This is a genomic window from Flavobacterium sp. (assembly GCF_013822155.1).
Lineage (GTDB): Bacteria > Bacteroidota > Bacteroidia > Flavobacteriales > Flavobacteriaceae > Flavobacterium.
Map to the genome: position 1 here is coordinate 20,442 of NZ_PNJW01000008.1, position 25,072 is coordinate 45,513.

At 31.9% G+C, this 25,072-nt stretch carries 24 protein-coding genes; 10 read left to right on the forward strand and 14 right to left on the reverse strand.

What is annotated here, in order from left to right; translation table 11 throughout:
* Positions 1 to 49: 49 nt before the first annotated feature.
* The 4 genes from C0512_RS03535 to C0512_RS03550 all read right to left on the reverse strand — a co-directional run bounded on the left by C0512_RS03535 (position 50) and on the right by C0512_RS03550 (position 5,524).
* On the reverse strand, positions 50 to 1,150 hold the full coding sequence (locus C0512_RS03535) for a T9SS type A sorting domain-containing protein (protein WP_290858939.1): 1,101 nt from the start codon (positions 1,148 to 1,150) through the stop codon (positions 50 to 52).
* 357 nt (positions 1,151 to 1,507) lie between these two features.
* A complete protein-coding gene (locus tag C0512_RS03540; RefSeq protein ID WP_290858941.1) occupies positions 1,508 to 4,003 on the reverse strand; it encodes a TonB-dependent receptor in 2,496 nt (831 codons plus the stop codon).
* Positions 4,004 to 4,046: 43 nt separating this feature from the next.
* A complete protein-coding gene (locus tag C0512_RS03545; protein ID WP_290858942.1) occupies positions 4,047 to 4,961 on the reverse strand; it encodes a FecR family protein in 915 nt (304 codons plus the stop codon).
* Positions 4,962 to 5,002: 41 nt separating this feature from the next.
* Complete coding sequence (locus C0512_RS03550; RefSeq protein ID WP_290858944.1) at positions 5,003 to 5,524, reverse strand: sigma-70 family RNA polymerase sigma factor; 522 nt, start codon at positions 5,522 to 5,524, stop codon at positions 5,003 to 5,005.
* Between the two features lie 97 nt (positions 5,525 to 5,621).
* Between C0512_RS03550 and C0512_RS03555 the strand changes: the two genes are divergently transcribed.
* The 5 genes from C0512_RS03555 (at position 5,622) to C0512_RS03575 (ending at position 9,504) form a co-directional block, all read left to right on the forward strand.
* Positions 5,622 to 6,650 carry a hypothetical protein gene (locus tag C0512_RS03555; RefSeq protein ID WP_290858946.1) on the forward strand — a complete coding sequence of 343 codons (1,029 nt, stop codon included), beginning with the start codon at positions 5,622 to 5,624 and terminating at the stop codon, positions 6,648 to 6,650.
* A gap of 259 nt (positions 6,651 to 6,909) precedes the next feature.
* Positions 6,910 to 7,140: a transposase gene (locus tag C0512_RS03560; protein WP_290858948.1), complete on the forward strand. Its 231-nt coding sequence runs from the start codon at positions 6,910 to 6,912 to the stop codon at positions 7,138 to 7,140.
* A 324-nt stretch (positions 7,141 to 7,464) separates the two neighbouring features.
* Entirely contained in the window at positions 7,465 to 7,764 is a 300-nt protein-coding gene (locus C0512_RS03565; protein WP_290858950.1) for a Crp/Fnr family transcriptional regulator, read from the forward strand.
* 76 nt (positions 7,765 to 7,840) lie between these two features.
* Positions 7,841 to 8,056, forward strand: a complete 216-nt coding sequence (locus tag C0512_RS03570) for a DUF2892 domain-containing protein (protein ID WP_290858952.1) — start codon at positions 7,841 to 7,843, stop codon at positions 8,054 to 8,056.
* Positions 8,053 to 9,504 (forward strand): T9SS type A sorting domain-containing protein, encoded by a 1,452-nt coding sequence (locus tag C0512_RS03575; RefSeq protein ID WP_290858954.1) that lies wholly within the window; start codon positions 8,053 to 8,055, stop codon positions 9,502 to 9,504. Before C0512_RS03570 ends, C0512_RS03575 begins: the two co-directional genes overlap by 4 nt.
* A 91-nt stretch (positions 9,505 to 9,595) precedes the next feature.
* Here the strand turns inward: C0512_RS03575 and C0512_RS03580 are convergent, their stop codons facing one another.
* Entirely contained in the window at positions 9,596 to 10,405 is an 810-nt protein-coding gene (locus C0512_RS03580; protein WP_290858956.1) for a hypothetical protein, read from the reverse strand.
* 144 nt (positions 10,406 to 10,549) lie between these two features.
* Here C0512_RS03580 and ffh point away from each other — a divergent pair, with 144 nt between their 5' ends.
* The gene (gene ffh / locus C0512_RS03585) at positions 10,550 to 11,887 is read left to right on the forward strand and encodes a signal recognition particle protein (RefSeq protein WP_290858958.1); all 1,338 of its coding nucleotides are present in this window, start codon (positions 10,550 to 10,552) and stop codon (positions 11,885 to 11,887) included.
* A 100-nt stretch (positions 11,888 to 11,987) separates the two neighbouring features.
* Positions 11,988 to 12,875, forward strand: coding sequence for a bifunctional 5,10-methylenetetrahydrofolate dehydrogenase/5,10-methenyltetrahydrofolate cyclohydrolase (locus C0512_RS03590; RefSeq protein WP_290858960.1), 888 nt, complete (start codon positions 11,988 to 11,990; stop codon positions 12,873 to 12,875).
* Between the two features lie 53 nt (positions 12,876 to 12,928).
* Here the strand turns inward: C0512_RS03590 and C0512_RS03595 are convergent, their stop codons facing one another.
* The 5 genes from C0512_RS03595 to C0512_RS03615 are packed head-to-tail and all read right to left on the reverse strand — an operon-like array spanning position 12,929 to position 17,120.
* Complete coding sequence (locus C0512_RS03595; protein WP_290858961.1) at positions 12,929 to 13,513, reverse strand: hypothetical protein; 585 nt, start codon at positions 13,511 to 13,513, stop codon at positions 12,929 to 12,931.
* 59 nt (positions 13,514 to 13,572) lie between these two features.
* The gene (gene rluF / locus C0512_RS03600) at positions 13,573 to 14,349 is read right to left on the reverse strand and encodes a 23S rRNA pseudouridine(2604) synthase RluF (RefSeq protein ID WP_290858963.1); all 777 of its coding nucleotides are present in this window, start codon (positions 14,347 to 14,349) and stop codon (positions 13,573 to 13,575) included.
* Between the two features lie 14 nt (positions 14,350 to 14,363).
* Positions 14,364 to 15,212, reverse strand: a complete 849-nt coding sequence (locus C0512_RS03605) for an alpha/beta hydrolase (protein ID WP_290858965.1) — start codon at positions 15,210 to 15,212, stop codon at positions 14,364 to 14,366.
* Between the two features lie 30 nt (positions 15,213 to 15,242).
* Positions 15,243 to 16,022 (reverse strand): hypothetical protein, encoded by a 780-nt coding sequence (locus C0512_RS03610; protein ID WP_290858967.1) that lies wholly within the window; start codon positions 16,020 to 16,022, stop codon positions 15,243 to 15,245.
* 3 nt (positions 16,023 to 16,025) lie between these two features.
* A complete protein-coding gene (locus C0512_RS03615; protein ID WP_290858969.1) occupies positions 16,026 to 17,120 on the reverse strand; it encodes a Nif3-like dinuclear metal center hexameric protein in 1,095 nt (364 codons plus the stop codon).
* A gap of 69 nt (positions 17,121 to 17,189) precedes the next feature.
* Here C0512_RS03615 and lpxK point away from each other — a divergent pair, with 69 nt between their 5' ends.
* The 3 genes from lpxK to C0512_RS03630 all read left to right on the forward strand — a co-directional run bounded on the left by lpxK (position 17,190) and on the right by C0512_RS03630 (position 20,509).
* Positions 17,190 to 18,215, forward strand: a complete 1,026-nt coding sequence (gene lpxK, locus C0512_RS03620) for a tetraacyldisaccharide 4'-kinase (RefSeq protein WP_290859022.1) — start codon at positions 17,190 to 17,192, stop codon at positions 18,213 to 18,215.
* A complete protein-coding gene (locus C0512_RS03625; RefSeq protein ID WP_290858971.1) occupies positions 18,187 to 18,999 on the forward strand; it encodes a purine-nucleoside phosphorylase in 813 nt (270 codons plus the stop codon). Before lpxK ends, C0512_RS03625 begins: the two co-directional genes overlap by 29 nt.
* A 226-nt stretch (positions 19,000 to 19,225) precedes the next feature.
* Complete coding sequence (locus tag C0512_RS03630; RefSeq protein ID WP_290858973.1) at positions 19,226 to 20,509, forward strand: amidohydrolase family protein; 1,284 nt, start codon at positions 19,226 to 19,228, stop codon at positions 20,507 to 20,509.
* Here the strand turns inward: C0512_RS03630 and C0512_RS03635 are convergent.
* Genes C0512_RS03635 through lipA form a run of 4 tightly spaced genes read right to left on the reverse strand, consistent with a single transcriptional unit; the run spans position 20,496 to position 25,002 of the window.
* Positions 20,496 to 22,676, reverse strand: a complete 2,181-nt coding sequence (locus C0512_RS03635; RefSeq protein WP_290858974.1) for a response regulator — start codon at positions 22,674 to 22,676, stop codon at positions 20,496 to 20,498. The two genes, C0512_RS03630 and C0512_RS03635, sit on opposite strands and share 14 nt — an antisense overlap.
* 36 nt (positions 22,677 to 22,712) lie before the next feature.
* On the reverse strand, positions 22,713 to 23,711 hold the full coding sequence (gene gap / locus C0512_RS03640) for a type I glyceraldehyde-3-phosphate dehydrogenase (RefSeq protein ID WP_290858976.1): 999 nt from the start codon (positions 23,709 to 23,711) through the stop codon (positions 22,713 to 22,715).
* Positions 23,712 to 23,741: 30 nt separating this feature from the next.
* Positions 23,742 to 24,119 carry a hypothetical protein gene (locus C0512_RS03645; protein ID WP_290858978.1) on the reverse strand — a complete coding sequence of 126 codons (378 nt, stop codon included), beginning with the start codon at positions 24,117 to 24,119 and terminating at the stop codon, positions 23,742 to 23,744.
* 10 nt (positions 24,120 to 24,129) lie between these two features.
* Complete coding sequence (lipA, locus tag C0512_RS03650; protein WP_290858980.1) at positions 24,130 to 25,002, reverse strand: lipoyl synthase; 873 nt, start codon at positions 25,000 to 25,002, stop codon at positions 24,130 to 24,132.
* Positions 25,003 to 25,072 lie beyond the last annotated feature (70 nt).

Consider the following 25,072-nt stretch of genomic DNA (forward strand, 5'->3'; position numbering starts at 1 on the left):
GCAATTTCCTTACTCTTCTTTTAAAAATTAATTACTTCCTATAAAAACACTACACTTTTACAATTTTGAAGTATTTTATATTAGATTCACTTTTAACAGAGATAATATAAATGCCATTCGTTAAGTTACTTACATCTAAAGTTTTATCGTTTAATGAATTTGACTTTAAAGATTTAATTATTTTACCATCTATATTGAATATTGTAATTTCATCAAAATTTGTAGTAGAAAAATGGAGTAAGTTGTTTACAGGATTTGGATATATTTTAAACGAATCTTTTTCTAAATCAGTAGTAGATAATAAATTATTAATATTTATACCCCAGAGAATATTTGATGGAGTGGCTTGAGAAACTCCAATTAATATGGTTTGACCCGGCACTATATCTGAAGACAAAAATGTTCCGCCTGCTAAAGAAGAAGTAACACCATTTGAAGACAAATCATTTGCGAAGACATCATAATTTACCAACATTGCTCCGGTACTTAAAGATATACTTGAAATGATATCATTGCTGGGAGCAGATTGATTATAAACAAATAAAGTATTAGTAGCACTATTTACTGCTGCTCCATACATTCCGGTTAAACCATGTGTTGTTGCCGGTATAACATTAATTTGATTTCCGGACATGTCAACAGCCACAATATCAGTATTAAAATTGCCAATCCAAAATCCACCCGTATTTCCATTTAAAGTGGCATCATATGTTAAAAATCTAATGTTTATTCCAGATGTAGTTGTTGTAGTAATAGTATTTGTTAATGTCTTAGTAATAGGGTTAATAACATATATGTTTGTGTTATTTGCACCTGCATAAACATTAGTGCCATCAGTTGTTAATGAGCGTGTACCTGTAACCCCAGCAACGGTAAAAGTTTCTACAAATCCACCAGAATTATTTAATACATGAATATTGGAAGAAGCCCAAGCAGAAACCCAAAACTGATTATTTAAAAATAAAACGCCTGCATTTCCTTGTGTACCGATTGCACTTCCAATATCATATAAAAATTCGGTAGTGTATGGATTAAATAAAGAACTATAGTTAGGAAAACTATTATTTGATAAATTAGGCGAAACATCATCTACTTGAGCATTTGCTTCAGCTAAAATTAGCACAAAAAATAAAAGAGTAATTTTTTTCATAATTCATTGGATTTAAATTTTTAGTAACATAAATTTAAGAATATTTTATGAATTCTTTTAAATTATTTACAAATAAAAGTTTGATTTCCAAAATGGCATTATCTTTTATTTAATTTTTCCCTTTTTTTCGAATTGTTAGGGAACTATTTTTTTATAAAACATTCATTTTTTGAATTAGTAAAGCTTTGTTTGAGATCAACTGAACAAATCAATTTAATTTTTAAAGCATTTTATAATGACGTAAGTTATAATGAAAATATGTTTTTATTTCTATCAACTGAATTTTTTAGCTTTTATCTATTGGATAGTTTATGAAACTGCTACTTCAGGACCACAACCGTTTATTTATTTCCAGTTTTAAAAACTAAATTTTAAAAAGGCATTTGGTGTTCGTTCTAAACTATAGGTATTTACTTCTTCAATTCCGTTGTTATTTTGATTAATACGATAGAATTGATTGATAATGTTTTTATTATTCAATATATTTTGAACAGAAAACCCCAATTGTAATTTAGATTTTTCACTAACCAAAAAAGTATAAGCCGTGGAAAAATTCAACTGAAAATAATCGTCAAGATTAGTTGAGTTCGGCAAACTATAATCTATTTCCGGATTATCTGGAGTGTTGTAAATAGGTGTGTCACTTAATGGAATAGTGCTTGGTCTTCCGGTGAACCATTTAGAACCGATTGCAATTTTGAAATTTTTCCAATCATATGTTGTGCCAAAGGAAAGACTATTAGTTACTTCGAAATTGTTAGCAAATTGAGGAGGAATATAACCTTCAAATTTATAATCATTAGTATTCCAAGTGTAATTAATCCAAGCTGTAAAATTGTAAATTTGTTTTTGGATTAAGAATTCAGCTCCATAAATTTCATATTCACCTATAATTTTCACAAATTCTAATTGATTTTGAAATCCTTGACCAGAACTGGTAATTCCGTTTACTTCTTTATAAAAGCCTTCCAAATTCAATAACCAATTGTTTTGCTTAAATATAAAACCACAAGAGGCTTGCGTACTTTTTTGTATCGGAATACTCTCATTATTGGCTAAAATCCATCTTCTTTTTTCAACTCCTAAAAAATCTTGTTGCAAATCAATAATTTGTGATGTAGTTTGGTTTTTTATTTCACCTAAAAGTTCCACACTTAAAAAATCGGTCAAAGCATAATTTAATTGAAAACGAGGTTCAATTAATATCATTTCCCATTTTTCAAAATAATTTCCTCTTAATCCAAATTTTGAAAAGAGTTTGTTGTTTTTTGATTCATATTGGATTTCGGCAATTAAAGCATGACTTCTCAAAACTTCTTTGACGCTTCTGTTATATAGTGGGGTATTGATGTCATCATAACTGCGAATCCCTATTTCATTGAATTGATAACCATCTAATAACGTAAATGTTTCTGAAAGTTGATGCGAATTTTTTAGTTTGATTCCTGTATCTAAAATGGTATTTTCCTGAACTAAAATTTGATTGTTATTAACGGATTGATTGTAAGCATCTAAAAAATAATAGGAACCACTCAAACTAATTTCTGAAAAGTTTTTGGAGTTCCAAGCCGTTTTCCATGTAAGATTGCCTCCAAATGTTTGCTGTGCCAATTCACTGTTTTTAGAAATGGATTCTCCATTTGAAAGTGTGCTTTCAGTAAAACTTAAATGATTTGATATACCTATGATATCTACAAAAAACTCATTTTTTTCACCTACTTTTTGTTGGTATTGAATGGAGGCATCATAAAAATAAAAATCTTCCGTATTGTTATAATTAATATCTTGATTATTAGTCAAATCGATTACTTCAGTATTTTGAAAAATACGGTTGTAATAATTTTTATACGTAGGTGTTGAAATTAAATCGGTAAATGAACGACGGGCTGCTATTTCAATGGATGCATTTTCAGTAGTTTTTAAATGGGTATAAAATTCACCATTAATCATGTTTGCACCAAGAGTTGTACTTGTTTTTTCTATAACTTTTGATCGAGATGAAATATCTACTACGCTGGAGACACTTTCAGTATAAAAAGCTGAACTTCCGTTTTTTGAGATACTAATTGTGTGTGCTAAATTTGGATTTAAAGATGATATTAATCCAAAAAAATGACCGGTTTGAAAAAGTCGAATACCATTCCATAAAAATAAATTCTGATCATGCGTTCCACCTCGAACATTAATATTAGCAACAGTTTCATCGGTACTGATAATTCCCGGGATTTGTTGCATAGTTTGCATAACATCTGGCTCTACAAGACCGGGAAGAATACCAAATTCTTTTGGTTTAATTTCAAAAATGCCACTCTTTTTTTTTCGTATTCCTGAGGTTAAATATTTTTCGCCTATCACTTCATTTAATTTTTGAATAAAAGGGGAAAGTACAATATTCGGACAAGTTTCTACATAAACATCCTCAGCTAAAACCGTTTTGTTTTCATAGCTAATGTGTTTTATTTCAATTGGATTAGCGGAAATAACAGGTAATTGAAAAAAACCTTTTTCGTCCGTTAAAACAAAGGTATTTGTTCCGGAAATTCTAACAGTTGCATTGTAAATAGGTTGGTTGGTTTCAATGTCTAACAAATATCCACAAAGTGGTTTATCCAGTTTATGATTATTGGAAATGGTGATTAAAGTTTCTGTTACAAATTTAAATTGCAACTTTGTTTTTGTTTGAATGTAATCGATTTTGACCTCTAATGTTGTCTTAGAGAGAGGTGGAATGATTTTATGAACAACAATCTCCTCATCAATATAATTGAATTTAACGGAATGTTGAATTTCTATTTGATTTAATACTTCTTTTAAAGGCAAAGAAACAGTTTGGTCTTGAGCATAGGATGTCAAGACCAAATTTATATATAAAACGAAACAAAAAAATAGCTTCTTTTTAGTCATTCAATGATTCTAAAATAATCTTTTTGTCATTTATTTTGCTATTAACAGGTTTTAAATGATAAGTATTTGTAATGATTTCAAGAGCAACGGCTAAATTATCCATTGGAATTGTTCCTGAGAAATCTTGGTTCGAAGGGTTTTCTTTACATTCTACAGTAATATCATATTGACGACTAATCTCTTCCAATATGGTTGAAAGTTTTTCTTTAGAAAAAGAAATTTCATTTGATAGCCAAGTTGGTTGAGAACTTGTTGGATTTGAAATAGCTATTTTTTTCCCATCTTCAAAAGCTACACTCATTCCTTTGGTTAAGATTATTTCTTCTAAATTATAATTTACTTTTACTCTTCCTTCAAAACATGTTACATCTATTCTTTTGTTTCTGCTTTTTACATTAAACTGAGTACCTAAAACGGTTACTTTTCCTAAATCAGTTGCCACTTCAAATTTTTTGCCTTTAGCTACTTTGAAAAAGGCCTCTCCTTCAAGATTTAATTTTCGCTCAGTACTCCAATTCCATTTTTTATATTGAATTTCAGAACCTGAATTCAATACAACTTCAGAATTATCAGGCAATATAAAGCTCGTTTTTTTACCATTTTGTGCTGATTCTGTGAAAGATACAAAATTTCGAGAGGCAAAAATAATTCCGAGGCTAAAAATTAAAACTGCGGCTATTTTAAACAGCCACGATTTTTGAAAAGGAATCACTTTAGATTCTTTCTTTTTATGAGATAAAATTGTTTTCAATAGTTTATCTTCATCAAAATCTGGTGTTTTCAGCTGTGCAGAATATTCTTTTATCTTTTGGTAATCAGCAAATTCTTCAGAGGCTTCAAAAGCTTTTAGCTCATCGCCTTCTAATTCATTATTAAGCCATTTTGCCAATGTGTAATTATCTTCCATAATATGGATTTTAGTTTAAAACAAGTTAACTTTAAAAAACCCTACTTTAAATTTTTAATTTCTTTGCGTAATTCAATTAAAGCTAAATGCATTCGCTTTTCAACAGCTTTCACACTGATATCTAAAATTGTTGCAATTTCACTATATTTTTTCCCATCAATACGATGCATTAAAAAACAAGTGCGTTGACCTTCGGTTAATTTAGCAATAGCATTTTGTAATTTTACCTTAAATTGCTCTTCCTCAATTATATAGTCTGGACTTTCGTAATTTTTTTCTAATCCAGACGAACTTTTAGCATATTCTAGTACTACTTTTTGATGGGCAATATGATTTAAAGAAGTATTGTTTGCGATTGTATAAATGTAAGATTTAGCTTTGTCAAGTGGAACTTTGTCACAGTTTTCCCATAATTTGATAAAAGCTTCCTGAGTTACGTCTTCAGCTTGTTCTTCATTACCGAATTTGTAATACATGTAATTTCGCAAGGCTTTGACATGACTTTTAAAAAAATCGGAAAAAATGAGTTCTTCACAAATTCCGGAAAGTGAAATGTTTTTCATTTACTTTTATAAAAATTTTTGTGAAAGTATAAAAAAATAGTAAATTAAGGGTAGGGTATTTTACTTTTAAGTTGTTCTTAATATAAATGGATTGAATATGAAAATAGGTTTACATTATTTCTTATTGATTTTAAGCTTTAGTTTGATTTCTTCATGTCAGGAAGAAGAAAGTAGTATCATTCAAGATACTACTCAAAATTTATATACTATTTCTCCTGTTTCCAAATTAGTGGAACGAGTGACTCAAAATAATACTTCGATTGATAATGTTATGGATAACACAAGTGTTTTCAGAGTGAAACTACCGGTTTCAATAACTTTAAATGGGGTGGATTTAACGGTTTCTAGTGAAGCAGATTATGTTATCATTAAAAATTTAAAAGAAGCTTCAAATTCAGATGACGATATTGTGAGCTACACTTATCCAATCGTGGTTTCTTTGCGAAATTATGCAGAAACAACCGTAAGTAGTTTAAGCCAATTAAATGATGTTGTTGCTCAATATGAAGATTTAAAAGATATTAGTTGCATTGCTTTTCAATTTCCAATTACGATAAATGAATATGATACATCAAATCAAATAGCAAACACAGTAACCTTTGTAAGTAATTCACAAGTAATTAATTATTTATTCAATTTACAGTCAAATGTTTACTATAGTTTTGTTTTTCCAATTACTATGACTGATTCAATGAATCAACCGATTGTTTTTAATTCAAATTCAGAACTAGAAACTTTTATTGAAAGTTCTATAGATGATTGTGATGATGGAAGTACAACGCCATTAAATTTCGACACAGTTCTCACAACTGGAACATGGTATGTTTCATACTTTTATGAAGATGGCGATGGCGATGAAACAAGTGATTTTAATGGTTATGTTTTTACTTTTTATGCCAATGGCACAAACAAAGTTGTGAAGTCAGCAACAACTGTAAATGGAACGTGGACTACTTTTACAGACAGTGGATTTAATTATATAGAATTGGTATATGATGGTAGTGATATATTAAGTGAAATTGAAGAAGATTGGAAAATTATTGAATTTACAGAAACATTAATTCGATTGAAACATGAAAGTGGTGGTGGTGGAGGAACAGATTATTTGAATTTTACTAGAAATTAATTTTGATTATCTATTTAAATTAATGGAAGAAAATCAACTTAGACAATTTTTTCAGAATTTTTTGTTTGGAAAAAACAACTGGATATATTTTATAACTCAATTGGTTATATGGATATTCAATATCATTTTGATTTATATTTTATTTTATAAGTAATACTAACCTAAAATATTTTAAACATGTGTAAATCGTCAACAAAAAGTGTACTGATTTAGTCAAAAACTAAGAGAGTGTTTTCAAAATCCTTAAATTTGAATTATTATGAAAACACCAAAGAAACAAACTGCAGAAAACTACATTAAAGAAATTCGTAGAAATACACGAAGAATCTTTAGCTCTGAACAGAAAATTCAGATTGTCATGGAAGCTTTACGAGCAGAAATGTCAGTTGCAGAATTGTGTAGAAAGTATTCCATTCATGAATCTCAGTTTTATAAATGGAACAAAGAGTTTTTAGAAGCTGGAAAGAAACGATTGTCGGTGATACAGTAAGAGAAGCAACTAGTGACGAAGTATCAGAGTTAAAGAAGGAAAATCAACGTTTAAAAGTAATGATTGCCGATTTAGTTTTACGCTACGATATTGTAAAAAAAAGCTTGGACATGCTGGATTAACTGAAAAGTTCAAGAAATATATGCGACTTACAGTATCTGAAAAACAAGAAATCATTCACATGGTTACTCGTTCTGAAATTGGTGTTAATCGAACACTTCGGGAGATTGGAATCAACAAAATGTCAGTAAAAAAAATGAGCCAAGTACTTTTTTTGCCAAAACAGAGGAAGACAGTGAAATATTATTGTTACCTGCAAATAAGGTGCAAGAATGGATTAAAAAATATCCTTCATTTAATGCAATGTACTTCAATTTATTTAACGAACGTTATTTCGATTTAATCAATACACTCAATCATGTTTTGTTTGATCGGTTAGATTCAAGATTGTATTTGTATTTAAAAGATAAAATGGCTATTAATAATGCTGCAATAATTACTTCTTCTCACAAAGATATTGCCTACGAAATGGGAACTTCCCGCGAAGTAATTACTCGTGTTCTAAAGAAACTTGAGTCTGAATCAAAAGTGATTCAAACCTCAAAAGGGATACAATTATTTTAGATGTGACTTTAGTCACTTTTTTTTGCTTTAGATTTATTTATTTTTACAGTAGTAAGATATTTAAAATCAAAATCGTATGAAAGCAAATGTTGGAAACACAGACAAATTGATTAGAATCGTATTAGCAATCGTATTTGGTACATTGTTTTTTACAAATACAGTTACCGGAATTTTAGGGATGGCTCTTTTAATTTTTGGAATAATTCTTATTGCAACTAGTTTAATTAGTTTTTGTCCAATTTATCCATTATTAGGAATAAACACTTGTTCCGCTAAAAATAAAAAAATATGAAATACATAGTAAAAATATTGTTTTTCTTCTCTTTTATTTCGCAGGCTCAAGTTAATGTTGAATGGTCTAATTATCCCGGTGGTATTTCTGTTGCGGTTGATCAATTACATCAAGTGTATTCGGCAAATTGGGACTATAATCCTGCTGGTGATATTACTTTAACCAAACGAAATTCGTCCGGTAGCATTTTGTGGAATTCAACATTTGACAATGTCGATAATACAAGGCACGAAGTTGCAACATGGCTTGAAATAGATAGTCAAAATAACTGTTTAATTTCCGGTACTATTCGTTCAGGGTATTCTAATCCGGTTAATGCAGTAAGTCTTTTAATGAAGTATAGCCCAGAGGGTGAATTACTTTGGAGAGTTGTTTTTGAATCATCTTTTGAAGGTTCATCTACAAGGAAAATACTGGTTGATTCTTCAGATAATATTTATGTTTTGGGATTGGGGATGGGACCGAATGGAATGGTAACAAGGGTTAAGAAATTTAATTCGAATGGTGAAACAATATGGACCTATTATGATAGTAACGGAATTGGTGCACCCAACAATATCAAATTTACAACGGACAATGCTTTGGTAGTTTCAGGAAGAGGAATAACTGGTATTATCAATGGTTATTTAAAACTTGGTTTAGAGGGTAATTTAATTTGGAGTAAAGCAGGGATAACAAGTTCAACAATTGGAGATATTGCCGGGGATTCTTTTGGGAATTCTTATATCATAAATGGGGAAAATGTTGTTTCAAACGCCGGAAGTATACTTGAGAAATTGGATGGAGATGGTGCTTCGATTTGGGCTCATACTAATTCCATGGCAGGAAGCAAGGTTGAAGTTGGTTATGATAATAATCCAATCATCAGTGGTTTTCCTAACACGGGAACCGGAGGAGCAGCTTTTATGAAATATAATTCAGATGGATCTGTACTTTGGCAAAATTTAAATGCTGATGGGCCGGAAATTCTGCTTCTTCATGGCCAATTGAAATTAGATACAGCAAACAATGCCTATCTTTCTGCAGGAAATTTGTTTAATATGGCAATTTGTAAAATCAATTCTGATGGAACAAATGGCTGGGTTGGTTTAGTTTCTGGAAGCAGTTCGGCTAGTTCATTTGTCATTGATACTGATAATTCAGTTTACGTTGTTGGAGGAACAACAGCTAAACTTGGACAAACCCCACTAAATATTAATTCGTTTACTATGTCAGATTTTTTAATTTTTCCAAATCCCTTTGAATCAAAATTCACTATCTTATCGAATAATATTGGTGACTCAAAAAAAGTGTTTATTTATGATTTTACCGGTAAATTAATTTACAAAGAGAATTTTTCAGGATTAAATACCGATATATTTTTATCCGCTATTTCTAATGGAGTTTATTTTATAAATATTGTAGATAGAAACGGAAAAGTTTTTCGTCAAAAGTTGATTAAAAATTAATTACTATTCAAATTAAATAAAAAAAAAGCTGCATTTTTTTCTGCAGCTTTTTTTACGCATAGTAGGACAAGTGGCATTATTTTAACTAACTTTAATCATCTAATAAATCTGTAAATTCTTTAATTTTATTTTTAATAAAGTGTGCCAAATTTTGATTTCCATCCGGATCATTTGGGCTAATTTCAATAATACCATCTCCATTTCCATCAACTGCTACAGATAAATCAACACTAGCTAAAATAGCATCTAAATTAAAATCGAAAACGATAGTAGCGGTATTATCAGCAATTACTAAACTTTGACCCAAATCTTGGTAGTCAATCTCAAATTTTTCTTCAGCATTATGCCAAAAAAGGAAAGGGACTCCATCTATTGTTCCTTGAATTTGAATGGATTTATTAAACATAGTACTTAACGTATCACGGTTTCGATTCATTTTAAATTCTACTTCTTCATAAGAGCCGTTTGGTAAGTTTAAAGAGGTAATAGTGGTTTGACCACTTAATAAATCAATTTCGAAAGGACCTCTTAACTCAATTTCTTCTTCGTCACCGTAATAACCGTCATGGTTGCTGTCGTGGTCATCACTATGATTGTCATCATTACCATTGTCATCATTACCATTGTCATCATTACCATTATCATCATTACCATCATTACTACCGTAATAATTATCATCTAATTTAAATTCAATTTCCTTTAAATTAATTTTGAATTCTGAAATTGTAACGGTACTATTACGTCTAGCACCATTGGAACCACCTCCGGAATAGGTCGCTTTGGCAACAATTTTTAAATTATTAATTTTAGAATCTGTACTAGAAGCACTATCATCTTTGCTGCACGAGATTGTCAATACTAAAAGTATTAGTAGACTAAGTAACATTTTTTGGGTTTTCATGTTTATTACGTTTTTAAATTATAGTACTAAAACAGTTTATGTTGAAGAAACCCTACCATAAAATTTAAAAATTTGCTAAAATCATTTTTTGATGCTTATTTGGATTGTGTTATCTTTGCACTTCATCATTAGAAAATCCATTTTATGTTCAGTAATTTAAGCGATAAACTCGACAAAGCTTTCCATATATTAAAAGGTCACGGTAAAATTACCGAAGTAAACGTTGCAGAAACCTTAAAGGAAGTGCGTCGTGCCTTACTTGATGCCGACGTGAATTTTAAAATCGCTAAAGATTTTACGACAGCTGTCAAAGAAAAAGCCATTGGTCAAAACGTTTTAACGTCTTTGCAACCGGGCCAGTTGATGGTGAAGTTAGTAAAAGATGAACTAACGGAATTAATGGGTGGCTCTGAAGTTGGAATCAACCTTTCCGGAAACCCATCAGTTATTTTGATGTCGGGATTACAAGGTTCGGGTAAAACGACATTCTCTGGAAAGTTGGCCAACTTTTTAAAAACTAAAAAAGGCAAAAAACCACTTTTAGTAGCTTGTGATATTTACCGTCCGGCAGCAATTAATCAGTTGCATGTTGTAGGTGATCAAATTGGGGTAGAAGTTTATTCTGAACCTGAAAATAAAAATGCGGTTGATATTGCTCAAAATGCAATTAAGTATGCCAAATCAAACGGATTTAATGTTGTAATTGTCGATACGGCCGGTCGCTTGGCTATTGATGAACAAATGATGAATGAAATTGCAAATGTTCATCAAGCAATTCAACCTCAAGAAACATTATTTGTAGTCGATGCGATGACGGGTCAAGATGCAGTCAATACCGCAAAAGCGTTTAATGACAGGCTGAATTTTGATGGTGTTATATTAACTAAATTAGATGGGGATACCCGTGGTGGAGCTGCAATTTCAATTAAATCAGTTGTAGACAAACCAATTAAATTTATTGGAACGGGAGAAAAAATGGAAGCGATTGACGTTTTCTATCCTTCTCGTATGGCCGACAGAATTTTGGGAATGGGCGATGTAATTTCATTAGTTGAACGTGCTCAAGAACAATATGACGAAGAAGAAGCCCGAAAATTACAAAAGAAAATCGCCAAAAATGAATTTGGTTTTGATGATTTCTTAGCTCAAATTCAACAAATTAAGAAAATGGGAAACATGAAAGATTTGGTTGGTATGATTCCCGGAGCCGGTAAAGCGTTGAAAGATGTAGAGATTGAAGATGATGCCTTCAAACACATAGAAGCAATTATCCATTCAATGACTCCTTTAGAAAGAACGAAACCGGTAGTGATTGACGGTAAAAGAAAAATTAGAATAGCAAAAGGTTCAGGAACTAAAGTTGAGCAAGTAAACCAACTCATGAAACAATTTGATCAAATGAGTAAAATGATGAAAATGATGCAAGGCGGAGGCGGTAAAAATCTCGCCAGAATGATGGGCGGAATGAAAGGAATGAAATAATACTAATGAGACGCGATTTTTCGCGTCTTATTTTTTTTATAAAAACACAACTAACTTTTTATAATGCAAAAGTAAATGCATAACTACTAAACTATATAAAATGGAACTACTGGATGGAAAAAAAATAGCAGAAGACATAAAAAATGAAATTGCTGCGGAAGTTCTAAAAATGAAAGCTAATGGTGAAAAAGTACCTCACTTAGCAGCCATAATTGTTGGTAATGACGGAGCAAGTCTAACATATGTTGGAAGCAAAGTAAAATCGTGTGAGCGGGTTGGATTTGAAAGTACTTTGATTAAAATGCCTAGTACCACTTCTGAAACGGAGCTGCTTAAAAAAATTAAAGAACTTAACGAGGACAATAATATTGACGGTTTTATTGTGCAATTGCCTTTGCCAAAACAAATAGATACGCAGCATGTAATTATGTCTATCGATCCTAGTAAAGATGTAGACGGTTTTCATCCGGAGAATTTCGGAAAAATGGCGTTGGATATGAGTACATTTATTCCGGCGACTCCTTTTGGAATACTGGAATTATTAGAACGTTACGGAGTTGAAACACAAGGAAAACATACTGTAGTGATTGGTAGAAGTCATATTGTCGGAAGGCCAATGAGTATTTTGATGGGAAGAAAAGGTTTTCCGGGAAATTCAACAGTTACATTGACACATAGTTACACTAAAAATATTGCTCAAATAACCACTCAAGCTGACATTATTATCACCGCTTTGGGTGTGCCAAATTATTTAAAAGCAGAAATGATTAAAGATGATGCCGTTGTAATCGATGTGGGAATCACCAGAGTTTTGGATGAAACCAATGAAAAAGGATACAGAATTACCGGTGATGTAGATTTTGAACACGTTAGTAAAAAGGCTTCCTATATTACGCCGGTTCCTGGTGGAGTTGGTCCTATGACCATTGCAATGTTATTAAAAAACACTTTATTAGCTAGAGAACAAAAACGGATGAAAAGCAAATAAAAACAAAAACCCAAGTGTTGAGCTTGGGTTTTATTTTATACTATTTTTGATAGTTAACTACCATTTGAAACACCTCTTCTTAAATTCATAGTAACTTGAATATTTCCTACTTGATCAATATTTTTAAAGTTACCGGTATATTGAATGGTGTAATTATTTCCTCCGTTTGAAATGATTTTTAAAGTACCGGTTGGAGCATTTCCACTAACGGACGACTGAGAAATAATATTTGTTTTTGCAATTAAAGAAGTCCAACCTAAACATGCTCTGTTTTGACTGGCTAATATGTTTTCTAAATCAATTGGGTTGTCATCATCTTGGTCGGTTGAAATTTGATATTCACCATCTAATGATAATGAGTCTGATATAAATAGGTCAAATGTAACTGTTGCTACATCGGTCAACCCTTTAATGCCACTGATAATTAAAGTGTTTCGATAATACAAACTGCCATTTACTTCTATCGGTTCCGGAGAAACAACATTGACAATTCCTTGTGTTGTAGCTAATTCATAGGTTTCACCATCTACGACAAAAGAAGTTGAGTTTGTATTTTGAGGAGTGTCACTTTCGCTATCACTACAACTGTTGAAAAGGAAAGCAGAAGTACAAACCAATAAAAATACTAGTTTTTTCATATTTTAAATTTAATGTTTTCACAAAAATAGAAAATATCTTTAATAACCAAAATGTACGATTAAAATTTACGTTTCGGTTGAATTTTTTGGATTTCTACTTTTGGTAAACTCGCTTCTTCTGTTTTGCTGGAAGGTTCAATCAACTGATTTAATTCGTTTATTTCGGATGCTGTCAAATCTCGATATCTTCCCAAAGGTATATCAAGTATAATATTGATAATTCGAATACGTTTTAAAGCGGTTACTTCATAACCTAAATACTCACACATTCTACGAATTTGTCGGTTTAAACCTTGTGTTAATACAATTTTAAAAACGTTTGAGTTGATTTGTTCGACTTTACATTTTCGTGTAATGGTATCTAAAATTGGCAGTCCGTTGCTCATTTTTTGAATAAACCGCTCAGTGATAGTCTTATCAACGGTGACAATATATTCTTTTTCGTGATTATTCCTGGCTCGAAGAATTTTATTGACAATATCACCATCATTTGTCATAAATATCAAACCCTCACTGGCTTTGTCCAATCGGCCAATCGGAAAAATTCGTTCCGGATAATTAATATAATCCACAATATTATTCCGAACGCTTTGATTGGTTGTACATTCAATTCCGGCAGGTTTATTAAAGGCTAAATAAATAGGTTTTTCTCTGTTTTCTCGTATAAGTTTACCATCTACCCGAATTTCATCGGTATCAAAAACTTTAGTTCCCATTTCCGGAACTTTCCCGTTGATAGTTACACGACCTTCTCCAATTAATTTGTCGGCTTCTCTACGGGAACAAAATCCTGATTCAGATAAAAATTTGTTGATGCGTTTTCCGGTTTCTTCCATAGGGCAAAGATACTCTAAAGCTTTTGAAATAGAAATGAATAAATTGATTCATACAATTTTTCATCATGCATACTGTGTCCTAATCCATTTGTTTCAATAAAAGTAGCTTTTTCCCAACCTTCCGCAATTTTTTTGCTTTCTGAAAATAGCACAACATCATCCTCACGATCATGCGAAATAATTCCGTTCAAGGATAGGGTGGAGGCTAATTTTTTTCCCAGAAATTCTTTCGTCTTAATATTAAATCGTTTTAAGAAATAGGCATCCAGAAGTTGGATTACTTTAGTATTTAGTCCAAGTAATTTGGCATAATTCTCCAATAATACTTCTAAATCGGAAGGTGCTCCCATCAAAACCATTTTTTCTAGTGAAAGTGTAGTATAATGATGTTGAAAATATAAACAAGCCGAACCACCAATGGAGTGACCAATAATGATTTGAGGTTTATGTTTTAAAACTACTTCATGAATAAAATCAGCATATTTTGGTACACTGAATTCTACACCACTGGCTAATCCATGTGCGGGTCCATCCAAAGCAATAATGGTGCTTCCTGATTTTTGAAGAAATGGAAAAATTGGTTCCCAACGAGCGGCATTACTTTCCCAACCGTGGACTAAAAGAATTTTTGTTTCATTTCCTTTCCAAAGATATACCGGAAATTGATAATTTTCCAATTGTACTATTTCTCGTTCTGCTTGTTGTAAAATGGCAGGAAGTGAATTGGCATTTAATTTTCCAACTCGAGGCTCACTAAAAAACTTATAGGCTAATTTAGTGGCACTTTTCGGAAAGGTATGGCTCAACAGATTGATGTAGGCACCAATTGATTTTGTAACAATATTTTTGAGCGTTTTATTCATAAAAAAACCCCGAATCCGGGGTTTGTATTTTTAAATCTTAGCAAAAATGCTTTCCATTTTTTCTTTCTCTTCTGTTGCTAAAACGTTGTCAACTAAAATTCGTCCACTGTGTTCATCGGTTAAGATTTTTTTGCGGGCGGCAATTTCAACTTGCGTTTGTGGTGGAATGGTGAAGAATGATCCGGCAGATGCTCCTCTTTCGATGGAAACTACCGCTAATCCATTTCTAACACTATTTCTGATTCGGTTATAAGCAGCTAACAAACGAGGCTCAATATTTGAAGCATATTCATTTGATAACTTGGTTAAGTATTCCTCTTCTTTTTGCGTTTCGGCCATGATATCACCTAACTCCGCTTTTTTGTGTTCTAAATGCGATTGTTTTGCATTTAAACGTTCTTGAGAATCCGCTACTTGTTGTTTTTTGTATTCAACAGAAGCTTTCATTTCTTTAATGTGCTTCTCGCTCAATTGAATTTCTAATTCCTGAAACTCGATCTCTTTTGTTAAGGAATTGAATTCTCTATTATTACGAACATTTTTTTGTTGTTCAGTATATTTCTTAATTCCTTCTTTGTGAGCTTCAATAGCATTCTTTTTGCCTTTGATTTGATCATCAATTTGCTCTAAATCGGCTTTTAACTTTTCGTTACGTGCTTTCAAACCCGCTACTTCATCTTCTAAATCTTGCACTTCAAGCGGCAATTCTCCTCTTACATTTCGGATTTCATCAATTCTTGAGTCGATTAACTGCAAGTCATAGAGTGCTCTTAACTTTTCTTCTACACTCATTTCTTTTACGTTTGTCATAATCTAAAAGTACTTAACTGGATTTGTATTTTGTTCTGATAAAATGATGGCAAAATTAGGGATTTTTTTGATAAGAAAATCAACAATATAATTTTTTGTGTATCGTTCGCTTTCATAATGCCCAATATCAGCTAAAAGTAATTGATTTTCAGACTCATAGAACTGGTGATATTTCAAATCAGCTGTTAAAAATGCATCGGCTCCCATTTTTTTTGCCTGACTTATAGCAAAACTACCTGAACCGCCTAAAACAGCAACTTTTTTGATGTTTTTATGTGAAAATTCACTGTGTCGAATACTTCCACATTGCATTTTATCTTTTACAAATTGAAGAAAATCCAATTCTGAAAGTTCGGTTTCTAATTCACCAATCATTCCTAAACCAATATTTTGATGCTGATTTTGTAATTCATAAATTTCAAAAGCCACTTCTTCATAACAATGTGTTTTGAACAACGCTTTCAAAATTTTCGATTCTAAATGTTTTTCAAAAGTGACTTCTAATTTTATTTCTTCGTTTTCTACAAATTCAAATCGTTCTCCAATTTCAGGATTACTATTCTCATTTCCTAAATATGTTCCAATTCCTTTTGAATTAAAACTGCAATCTTCATAATTTCCAATATTTCCTGCTCCGGCATCAAAAAGTGCATTTCGGAGTTCTTCATGATTTTCTAAAATAGTATAGGTGACTAATTTTCGAATGAATTTCTCTTTTGGAATCAATATTTTGGTATTTTTTAATCCTAATTGGTTACAAATAATTTTATTCACACCATTTTGATGATTGTCTAAAGCGGTATGCAAGGCATAAATTGCAATATCATTTTTAATCGCTTTAATAACTACTCGTTCAACATAGGTTTTTCCGGTAATTTTTTTCAAACCCGAAAAAATAATTGGATGGAAGCATACAATAAGGTTGCATTTTTTTTCTATAGCCTCGTTTAGAACATTTTCTAACACGTCGTGACAAACCAGGATTCCGTTAATTTCCTGTTCACTATTTCCGGTAAGCAAACCTACATTGTCAAAATCTTCAGCATATGAAAGCGGTGCAAGCATTTCTAACTGTTCTATAATAGTGTTGAGTTTCATAATTGAGTTGGCTAAAAATCCAAATTGAGATTATTTCTCTCAAAGATAAAAAATCCCTACTTTCGTAACATGATTTTGTTGCGAAAAATACTCTTTCCTTTTGCCATTTTATATGGATTCATTACTTCTATTCGTAATTGGTGCTACGATATTGGAATTTTAAAATCTTATTCCTTTGATATCCCTATTATTGCGGTTGGAAATCTAAGCGTTGGAGGAACCGGTAAAACACCACAAATTGAATATTTAATTCGTTTGCTTTCTTCAAACTATCAAATTGCAGTTTTAAGTCGTGGATATAAACGGAAATCGAAAGGTTTTTTGTTGGCAGATGCAACATCAACGCCTGAAAGTTTGGGGGATGAACCTTTTCAAATGCATCAAAAATTTCCAGCTATCCAAGTTGCGGTTGATGCCAATCGAAAAAACGGAATTGAAAAATTACTTTCTTTAAAAAAGAAACCGGAGCTAATTTTATTAGATGATGCTTTTCAACACCGTAAAGTAAAAGCCGGTTTTTATATTTTATTGACGGCTTATTCAGATTTGTATTCTGAAGATTTTATTTTACCAACAGGAAATCTTCGGGAAAGTAGAAGTGGAGCTAAAAGAGCCAATATAATTGTGGTGACAAAATGTCCGCCAAATTTATCTGAATTTGAACAAAAAAAATGTTTGAATAAATTAAAAGTTTCTGAAAATCAGTCTGTTTATTTTTCTACAATTGCTTATGATGAAAGCTTAAGCTCGGAAATAGATTCTCGTTCTGTCGATTCTTTTCGAACTGTTGATAAATTACTTGTGGCAGGAATTGCGAAACCCAAACCCTTTTTTGCATATTTGCAAAATCCGAATGATGAGGAGCTCGATTATCCTGATCACCATGATTTTTCAGAGACAGATATTCAAACAATTATAAATAAAGCTAAAAACAAACCAATCATTACAACTGAAAAAGACTATGTGCGTTTAAAAGGGAAATTGCCTAAAAACCAGTTATATTTTTTGCCTATACAAAGTTCTTTTTTATCTAATAGTGATGATTTCAATAAAAAAATAACCGATTATGTGGAACAAAGTTCAGGAAACCGTTAACTACTTAAAGAATAAAACTAATTATATTCCGGAATTTGGAGTTATACTTGGTTCAGGACTTGGTTCTTTTACCCAAGATATGGAAATTGAATTTACGATTCCCTATGCTGAAATTCCAAATTTTCCGGTTTCTACCGTTCAAGGTCATAAAGGAGCTTTGGTTTTTGGAAAAATTGGAACAAAAAGTGTTGTAGCCATGCAAGGCCGGTTTCACTTTTATGAAGGTTATGATATGAAAACAGTTACTTTTCCGGTAAGAGTAATGAAATATTTAGGCGTTAACAAACTTATAGTTTCCAACGCTTCCGGTGGTGTAAATCCTAATTATAAAGTAGGTGATGTGGTACTTATTAAAGATCATATTAATTTTTTCCCTGATCATCCATTACGTGGAACAAATGATGAACGATTTGGCCCGAGGTTTGTTAATATGAGCGAACCATATTCGAGAAGTTTGATGAAAAGAGCCAAAGAAATCGCGTTACAAAACGAAATTGATCTTAAAGAGGGTATTTATTTAGGACTTCAAGGGCCAACTTTTGAAACTCTGGCAGAATATAAAATGGTAAAAAATGTTGGAGCCGATTGCGTTGGAATGTCAACTGTTCCTGAAGTTATTGTGGCTCGACACATGGAATTGGATTGTTTGGGTATTTCTGTCATTACCGATATGGGTGACGAAGAAAATATTGATGAAGTTAATCACAATGAAGTGCTTGAAGCTGCCCGAAAAGCAGAACCTCATGTTCGAAAGCTTATCAAAGAATTTATTTTAAGTTTTTAGAAGCTACTCCAGCTTTTCACTGCAATCTCTTGTCAGCAAAACTTTTTTGTTAGGTTCAAAAAGAGCTTCCTTTGGTCGCTTTTTTAAACCTACAAAAAATAGTTTTCCAGTCTGCGAGGATTTTCGTTACAATCAGGGCTATGAATCCAATTCAATTATTATTTAAAACATTTGTCTTTCAATCGATAAGATTTGTATTTTTGAAAGACCTTCTAAAAATAATAGTATGAAAAACAACTTCGCTTTTCTTTTTACATTCCTATTCTCTTGCATTTTATTAGCACAAGATACATATCTTCATTGTGGAAAAATAGTTGATGTACAAACAGGAAAAATACTCACTGATATGACAATTGTGGTTTCGGGCAATAAGATTATTAAAGTTGTAAATGGGTATGTTGCTCCTATTAATCCGAATGATATAGAAGTTGATTTAAAAAATAAATTTGTACTACCTGGGCTTATTGATATGCATGTGCATCTTGAAAATGAGTTTAATTCTACTAACTATGATGCTAAATATACTGATAATGAGGCTGATGTTGCTTTTGCTTCAACCCGTTATGCTCGAATAACATTAATGGCTGGATTTACCACTGTACGTGATTTGGGTGGTTCAGGAGTAAATATTTCTCTTCGCAAAGCTGTTGATAAAGGTATTGTAGTTGGTCCACGCATATTTGCTGCGGGAAAATCGATTGCTACTACGGGAGGTCATGCTGACCCAACTAATGGAAGTTCTCGAAAGTTAATGGGTGACCCGGGTCCGATTGAAGGAGTAATTAATTCACCCGAAGATGCTGTAAAAGCTGTTAGACAACGATACAAAGAAGGGGCAGATGTAATTAAGATTACAGCAACTGGAGGTGTTTTGAGTGTGGCAAAAAACGGAAAAAACCCTCAATTCACACTTGATGAAATTAAAGCGATTACGGCTACTGCCAAAGATTATAATATGTTAACGGCTGCTCATGCACATGGAGATGAAGGAATGCAAAGGGCAATTTTAGGAGGAATTAAAACTATTGAGCACGGTACTTTTATGAGTGAGGAAACAATGGAAATGATGAAAAAGTATGATGCATATTTAGTGCCTACTATTACTGCCGGAAAAGAGGTAGCAGAAAAAGCCAAAATAACCGGGTTTTATCCGGAAATTGTTAGGCCAAAAGCTTTAGAAGTCGGACCTCAAATTCAAAACACATTTGCAAAAGCATATAATAGAGGAGTAAAAATTGCTTTTGGAACAGATGCGGGCGTTTTCCCTCATGGTTTAAATGCCAAAGAGTTTGGCTATATGGTTGAAGCAGGAATGCCCGCAAAGGAAGCTATTCAAGCTGCAACTATAACTAATGCTAAATTATTAGGAATGGAAAACAGTTTGGGGCAACTCAAAGAAAGCTTCTTAGCAGATATTATAGCTGTAGATGAAAACCCATTGCAAAATATCAAAACATTGGAAAATGTAATTTTCGTAATGAAAGATGGCTTTATTTTTAAATCGAACTAAGTTGATTGGCAATAACTTTGTAAAAATTATCAGGATTGAATGGTTTAGTGACAACATCATTCATCCCAAACGAAAGTAACATTTCTCTATTTTCATTTAAAGAAATAGCGGTTAAGGCAATTACCGGAATTGTTTTATTGAATACACGAATCTTTTCAGTGGCTTCCGTTCCATTAATTCCTGGTAGGTGAACATCCATTAGTATTAAATCATATTCGTTGCTTCTAACCATCTCAATAGCTTCTTCACCGTTGTCAACTAACTCACAAATGATTTCCTTATTTTCCAACATTTTCTTGGTAATCATTTGGTTGATTTTATTGTCTTCTACTACCAAAACTTTTTTGTGTACAAAAATGCTTTCGTCATACTGTTTTTTAACTTCTACAAATGTTTGTTGACCTAATTTAAAATCAATGTCAAAAGAGAAAGTGGATCCAATTCCCTGACTGCTAATTAATTGAATTTCACCGCCAAGTAAACTAACTAATCTTTTTACAATGGCTAGACCTAAACCGGTTCCACCATATTTTCGGTTTATTTCAACAGAACCTTGTGAAAAACTTTCAAAAATAGAACTTTGTTTTTCAATTGGAATTCCAATACCGGTATCAGCAATTTCAAAATGTACGGTTGAAATATCATTCTCAGTTTTTACAACTGATGCTCCAATACTAACTTTTCCGTTTTTAGTGAATTTTAAAGCATTGTTGATGAGGTTAATGAAAATTTGTGAAAGCTTTGTTGGATCTCCAATTAAATGGTCAGGAATTTTTTCGTCAATTTCTAAAATAAATTCATTGTTATTTTTACTGGCTAAATCTTTAAATGAATTGTGTAAATCACTTAAAAGTTGTTTAACATTTACATTGATACTTTCAATTTCAATGTTTTCACTTTCAACGCGGTTTATTTCTAAAATATCATTGATAAAAGTGAGTAAATAATCACCGGAAAATTTAAGAGAAGTTAGGTATTGTAATTGTGATTTTTTCGGATTTTCTTCAATTAATAAATGGGTAATCCCATTGATGGCATTCAATGGTGTTCGCAGCTCGTGACTTACGGTAGATAAAAACTCTGCTCTGGCTTTTGAGGCTTTTTCAGCCTTGTCTTTAGCAATTTGTAATTCTTGATTTTTGTCTTGTAATTGTTTATTAGATTGACTTCGGATGATATTATTTTTATACAAAGACAAACTTAATAAAGATAAAATCGAGATTAATGCGATGCTTAAGATGCTTATTAATTTAGAGAATTTATTAGCTCTTTGTTGCTCTTTATTTTCGCGATTCATTTGGTCGATGGACTTTAATTGCTCTGCTTGTTTAAAGCTCAAGAAATCTTCCGTTCCAACTCTTTTGTTGATTATTTCTTTAATACTATCCCTAATTCGTATATGTTGTTTAATATATTTGAATGAATTGTTTATATCAATCATTTTTTCATAAACTTCGCTTAATGATTTTGCTACTTTGGCTTTAAGTTCAAAATTTTTATTTTTTGTACTTAATTCCATCGCTTTCGTTAAGTAATTTATAGCTAGATTGTTTCGGTTATTTTCAGCCTCAATTAGTCCAATTTGGTAAAGAGCCTCCGCTTTGGTTTTAAAATGATCTTCTTCGTCCGGTTTAACGATAATGGTGTTTAAAATAGATAAAGCCAATTGATTTTCACCTTTTGCTCTGTAAACAATTCCCTTTTGAAGGTTGACCATTTCCTTTGCTTCCGGTATTTCAATAATTTCATAAATATTTTCGGCTCCTTTAAAATAAAATTCTGCTTTAGAATAATCTTTCATTTCAACATAACAAACACCTAAATTATATAATGCATAGGCTTGATTAGAGGAGGGTTTTTGTGTGCTATACAGTTTGATGCTTTTGTCATAAGTTTGTATGGCATCTTCGATTTTTTTTAATTCGAAATAAACACTGCCTAGAAAAGAATAAGCATCTGCTTGGGCTTGAATGTCTTTTTTAATTTCAGCAAATTCAATGGCTTTTTGAATATATTCTTGTGAACTTCTGAAATTATTATTTTTTTTATGAAAATTGGCTAACTCTATATAATAATTAGTGCTGTCTAAAGCTACTTTAGCGTTAGTTTTTTTTTGAGCATTTATTGCTGTAGTAAAGAAAAGGATGGTTAAAATAAAATACTTCATACCAAAAAATCGAAAAATTTGATGGCATAAAATTAACTATTTATTTGAAATATATTCAATTAAGTCAATAATTCTCGATGAATATCCAATTTCATTGTCATACCAACCTACTACTTTTACCATTTTGCCAATAACAGAGGTCAATTGAGCATCAAATAAACAAGAATTTTGGTTTCCTATGATGTCCACGGAAACAATTGGGTCTTCAGTGTAAGCTAGTATTCCTTTCAAGTTATTTTGAGAAGCTATTAAAAAGGCAGTGTTAATCTCCTCAATAGTTACCGCATTGGAAACATAACAAGTAATGTCAGTCAAAGAACCATCGGGAACGGGAACTCGAATCCCACTTCCTCCTAATTTATCCACTAAGTTTGGAAAAATTTTGGTTAATGCTTTTGCGGCTCCTGTTGTGGTAGGTACAATCGATTGTGAAGCTCCTCGAGCTCTTCTCAAATCTTTATGGGGTTGATCATGCAAACTTTGATCGGTGGTATAAGAATGGACAGTAGTAATATAAGCTTGTTCGATACCACATAACTCGTCTATGATTTTAATCATAGGAGCAGCGTTGTTTGTGGTACAACTGGCATTTGAAATAATAATTTCTGAGCCGTCTAAAATGAATTCATTTACACCTAAAACAACAGTTTTTATTCGATCGTCTTCGGGTGGTGCAGAAAGAATTACTTTTTTTGCACCGGCCTCAATATGTAAATAGGCTTCATTATATGTTTTAAACTTTCCGGTTGCTTCAATAACAAAGTCTATAGCTTCCCAATGTTGGTTTTGAATATCTTTTTCTCTGTAAAAGGGAATTTTCTTTTCATTTATAATGATATTTTCTTCATCAAACGAAACAGTAGCATTTAAAATACCGTGAATACTATCGTATTTTAATAAATGAGCCATTGTTTTGGCATCGGCTAAATCATTGATAGCAACGACTTCAATGGTTGGATGATTTAATAATAAACGGAAAACATTTCTTCCGATACGACCAAATCCGTTAATGGCTATTTTTGTTTTTGGTTTCAAGTTTGAAGTTTCAGGTTTCAGGCTGAGATATTATTTTTTCACAGGTACTTTAATGCTTCCAATAAATTCATAAGAATCTTTTTCTCTATCTTTACTAGAAATTTTTATTTCTAAAGTATCAGATTTGCTTTTTTCTGATGTATAATTAATTTCAATATATGATCTTGAATTTTTATTTTGAATCAATTTAATTCCTCTACCTATAAAAATAGCATCACCTAATTCTATGTTAGTCCAAACCAATTCAGCTTTTGTAGGTATATCATATGTCAAAAAATCGGCTTCATTTTCTAATATTAATTCAACTTTTTTATCATCAATTTCTATAACAAAAGGGTTATTAATTTCTTGTTTTTTACAGGAAATTAATGAACAGAATATAACAAAAAAAATAGTTTTAATTTTCATGGAATAAAAATTATAAAATATGTTTCTGAGCATGATAGGAAGAACGAACCAAAGCTCCACTTTCCACATGGCGGAAACCTAATTCTTTTCCGTAGTCTTCGTATTTTTTAAATTGTTCTGGGGTGATAAATTCTTTCACCGGCAAATGTTTTTTACTCGGTTGCAGGTATTGACCAATGGTTACAATATCAACATTTACTGACCGTAGTTCACGCATTGTTTCCATTACTTCTTCTTCTGTTTCGCCCAAACCAAGCATGATGCCTGATTTTGTACGCTTAATTCCTTGAGCTTTTAAATACCGCAACACTTCTAAACTTCTATCAAACTTAGCTTGAATACGAACTTCACGAGTTAAACGTCGGACGGTTTCTATATTATGAGAAACAACTTCCGGATTGGCTTCAATAATTCTATCAATATTGCGTTCGTTCCCTTGAAAATCAGGAATCAAGGTTTCCAACGTTGTTTCAGGATTCATACGTCGAATGGCTTGAATCGTTTCGAACCAAATTATGGAACCCATGTCTTTCAAATCATCTCTGTCTACACTGGTAATAACTGCATGTTTGATATTCATAATTTTAATAGAACGTGCCACTTTTTCAGGCTCATCCCAATCTACTGTTTCCGGACGACCTGTTTTTACACCGCAAAAACCACAAGAACGCGTGCAGATATTTCCTAAAATCATGAAAGTTGCAGTGCCTTCGCCCCAACATTCACCCATATTTGGGCAGCTACCAGAAGTACAAATCGTATTTAGGCTATATTTATCCACTAAACCGCGTAGTTCAGTATATTTTTTTCCGGTAGGTAGTTTAACACGTAACCATTTTGGCTTGCCAATTGGTGGTTGAACGTTTTCTAAAACAGTATTCATAGTGCAATTTTTAGAAAAGCAAAGATAGAAAAAGATTAGGGATTTTAGCAGTTTAATGTTTTTTTAGGCT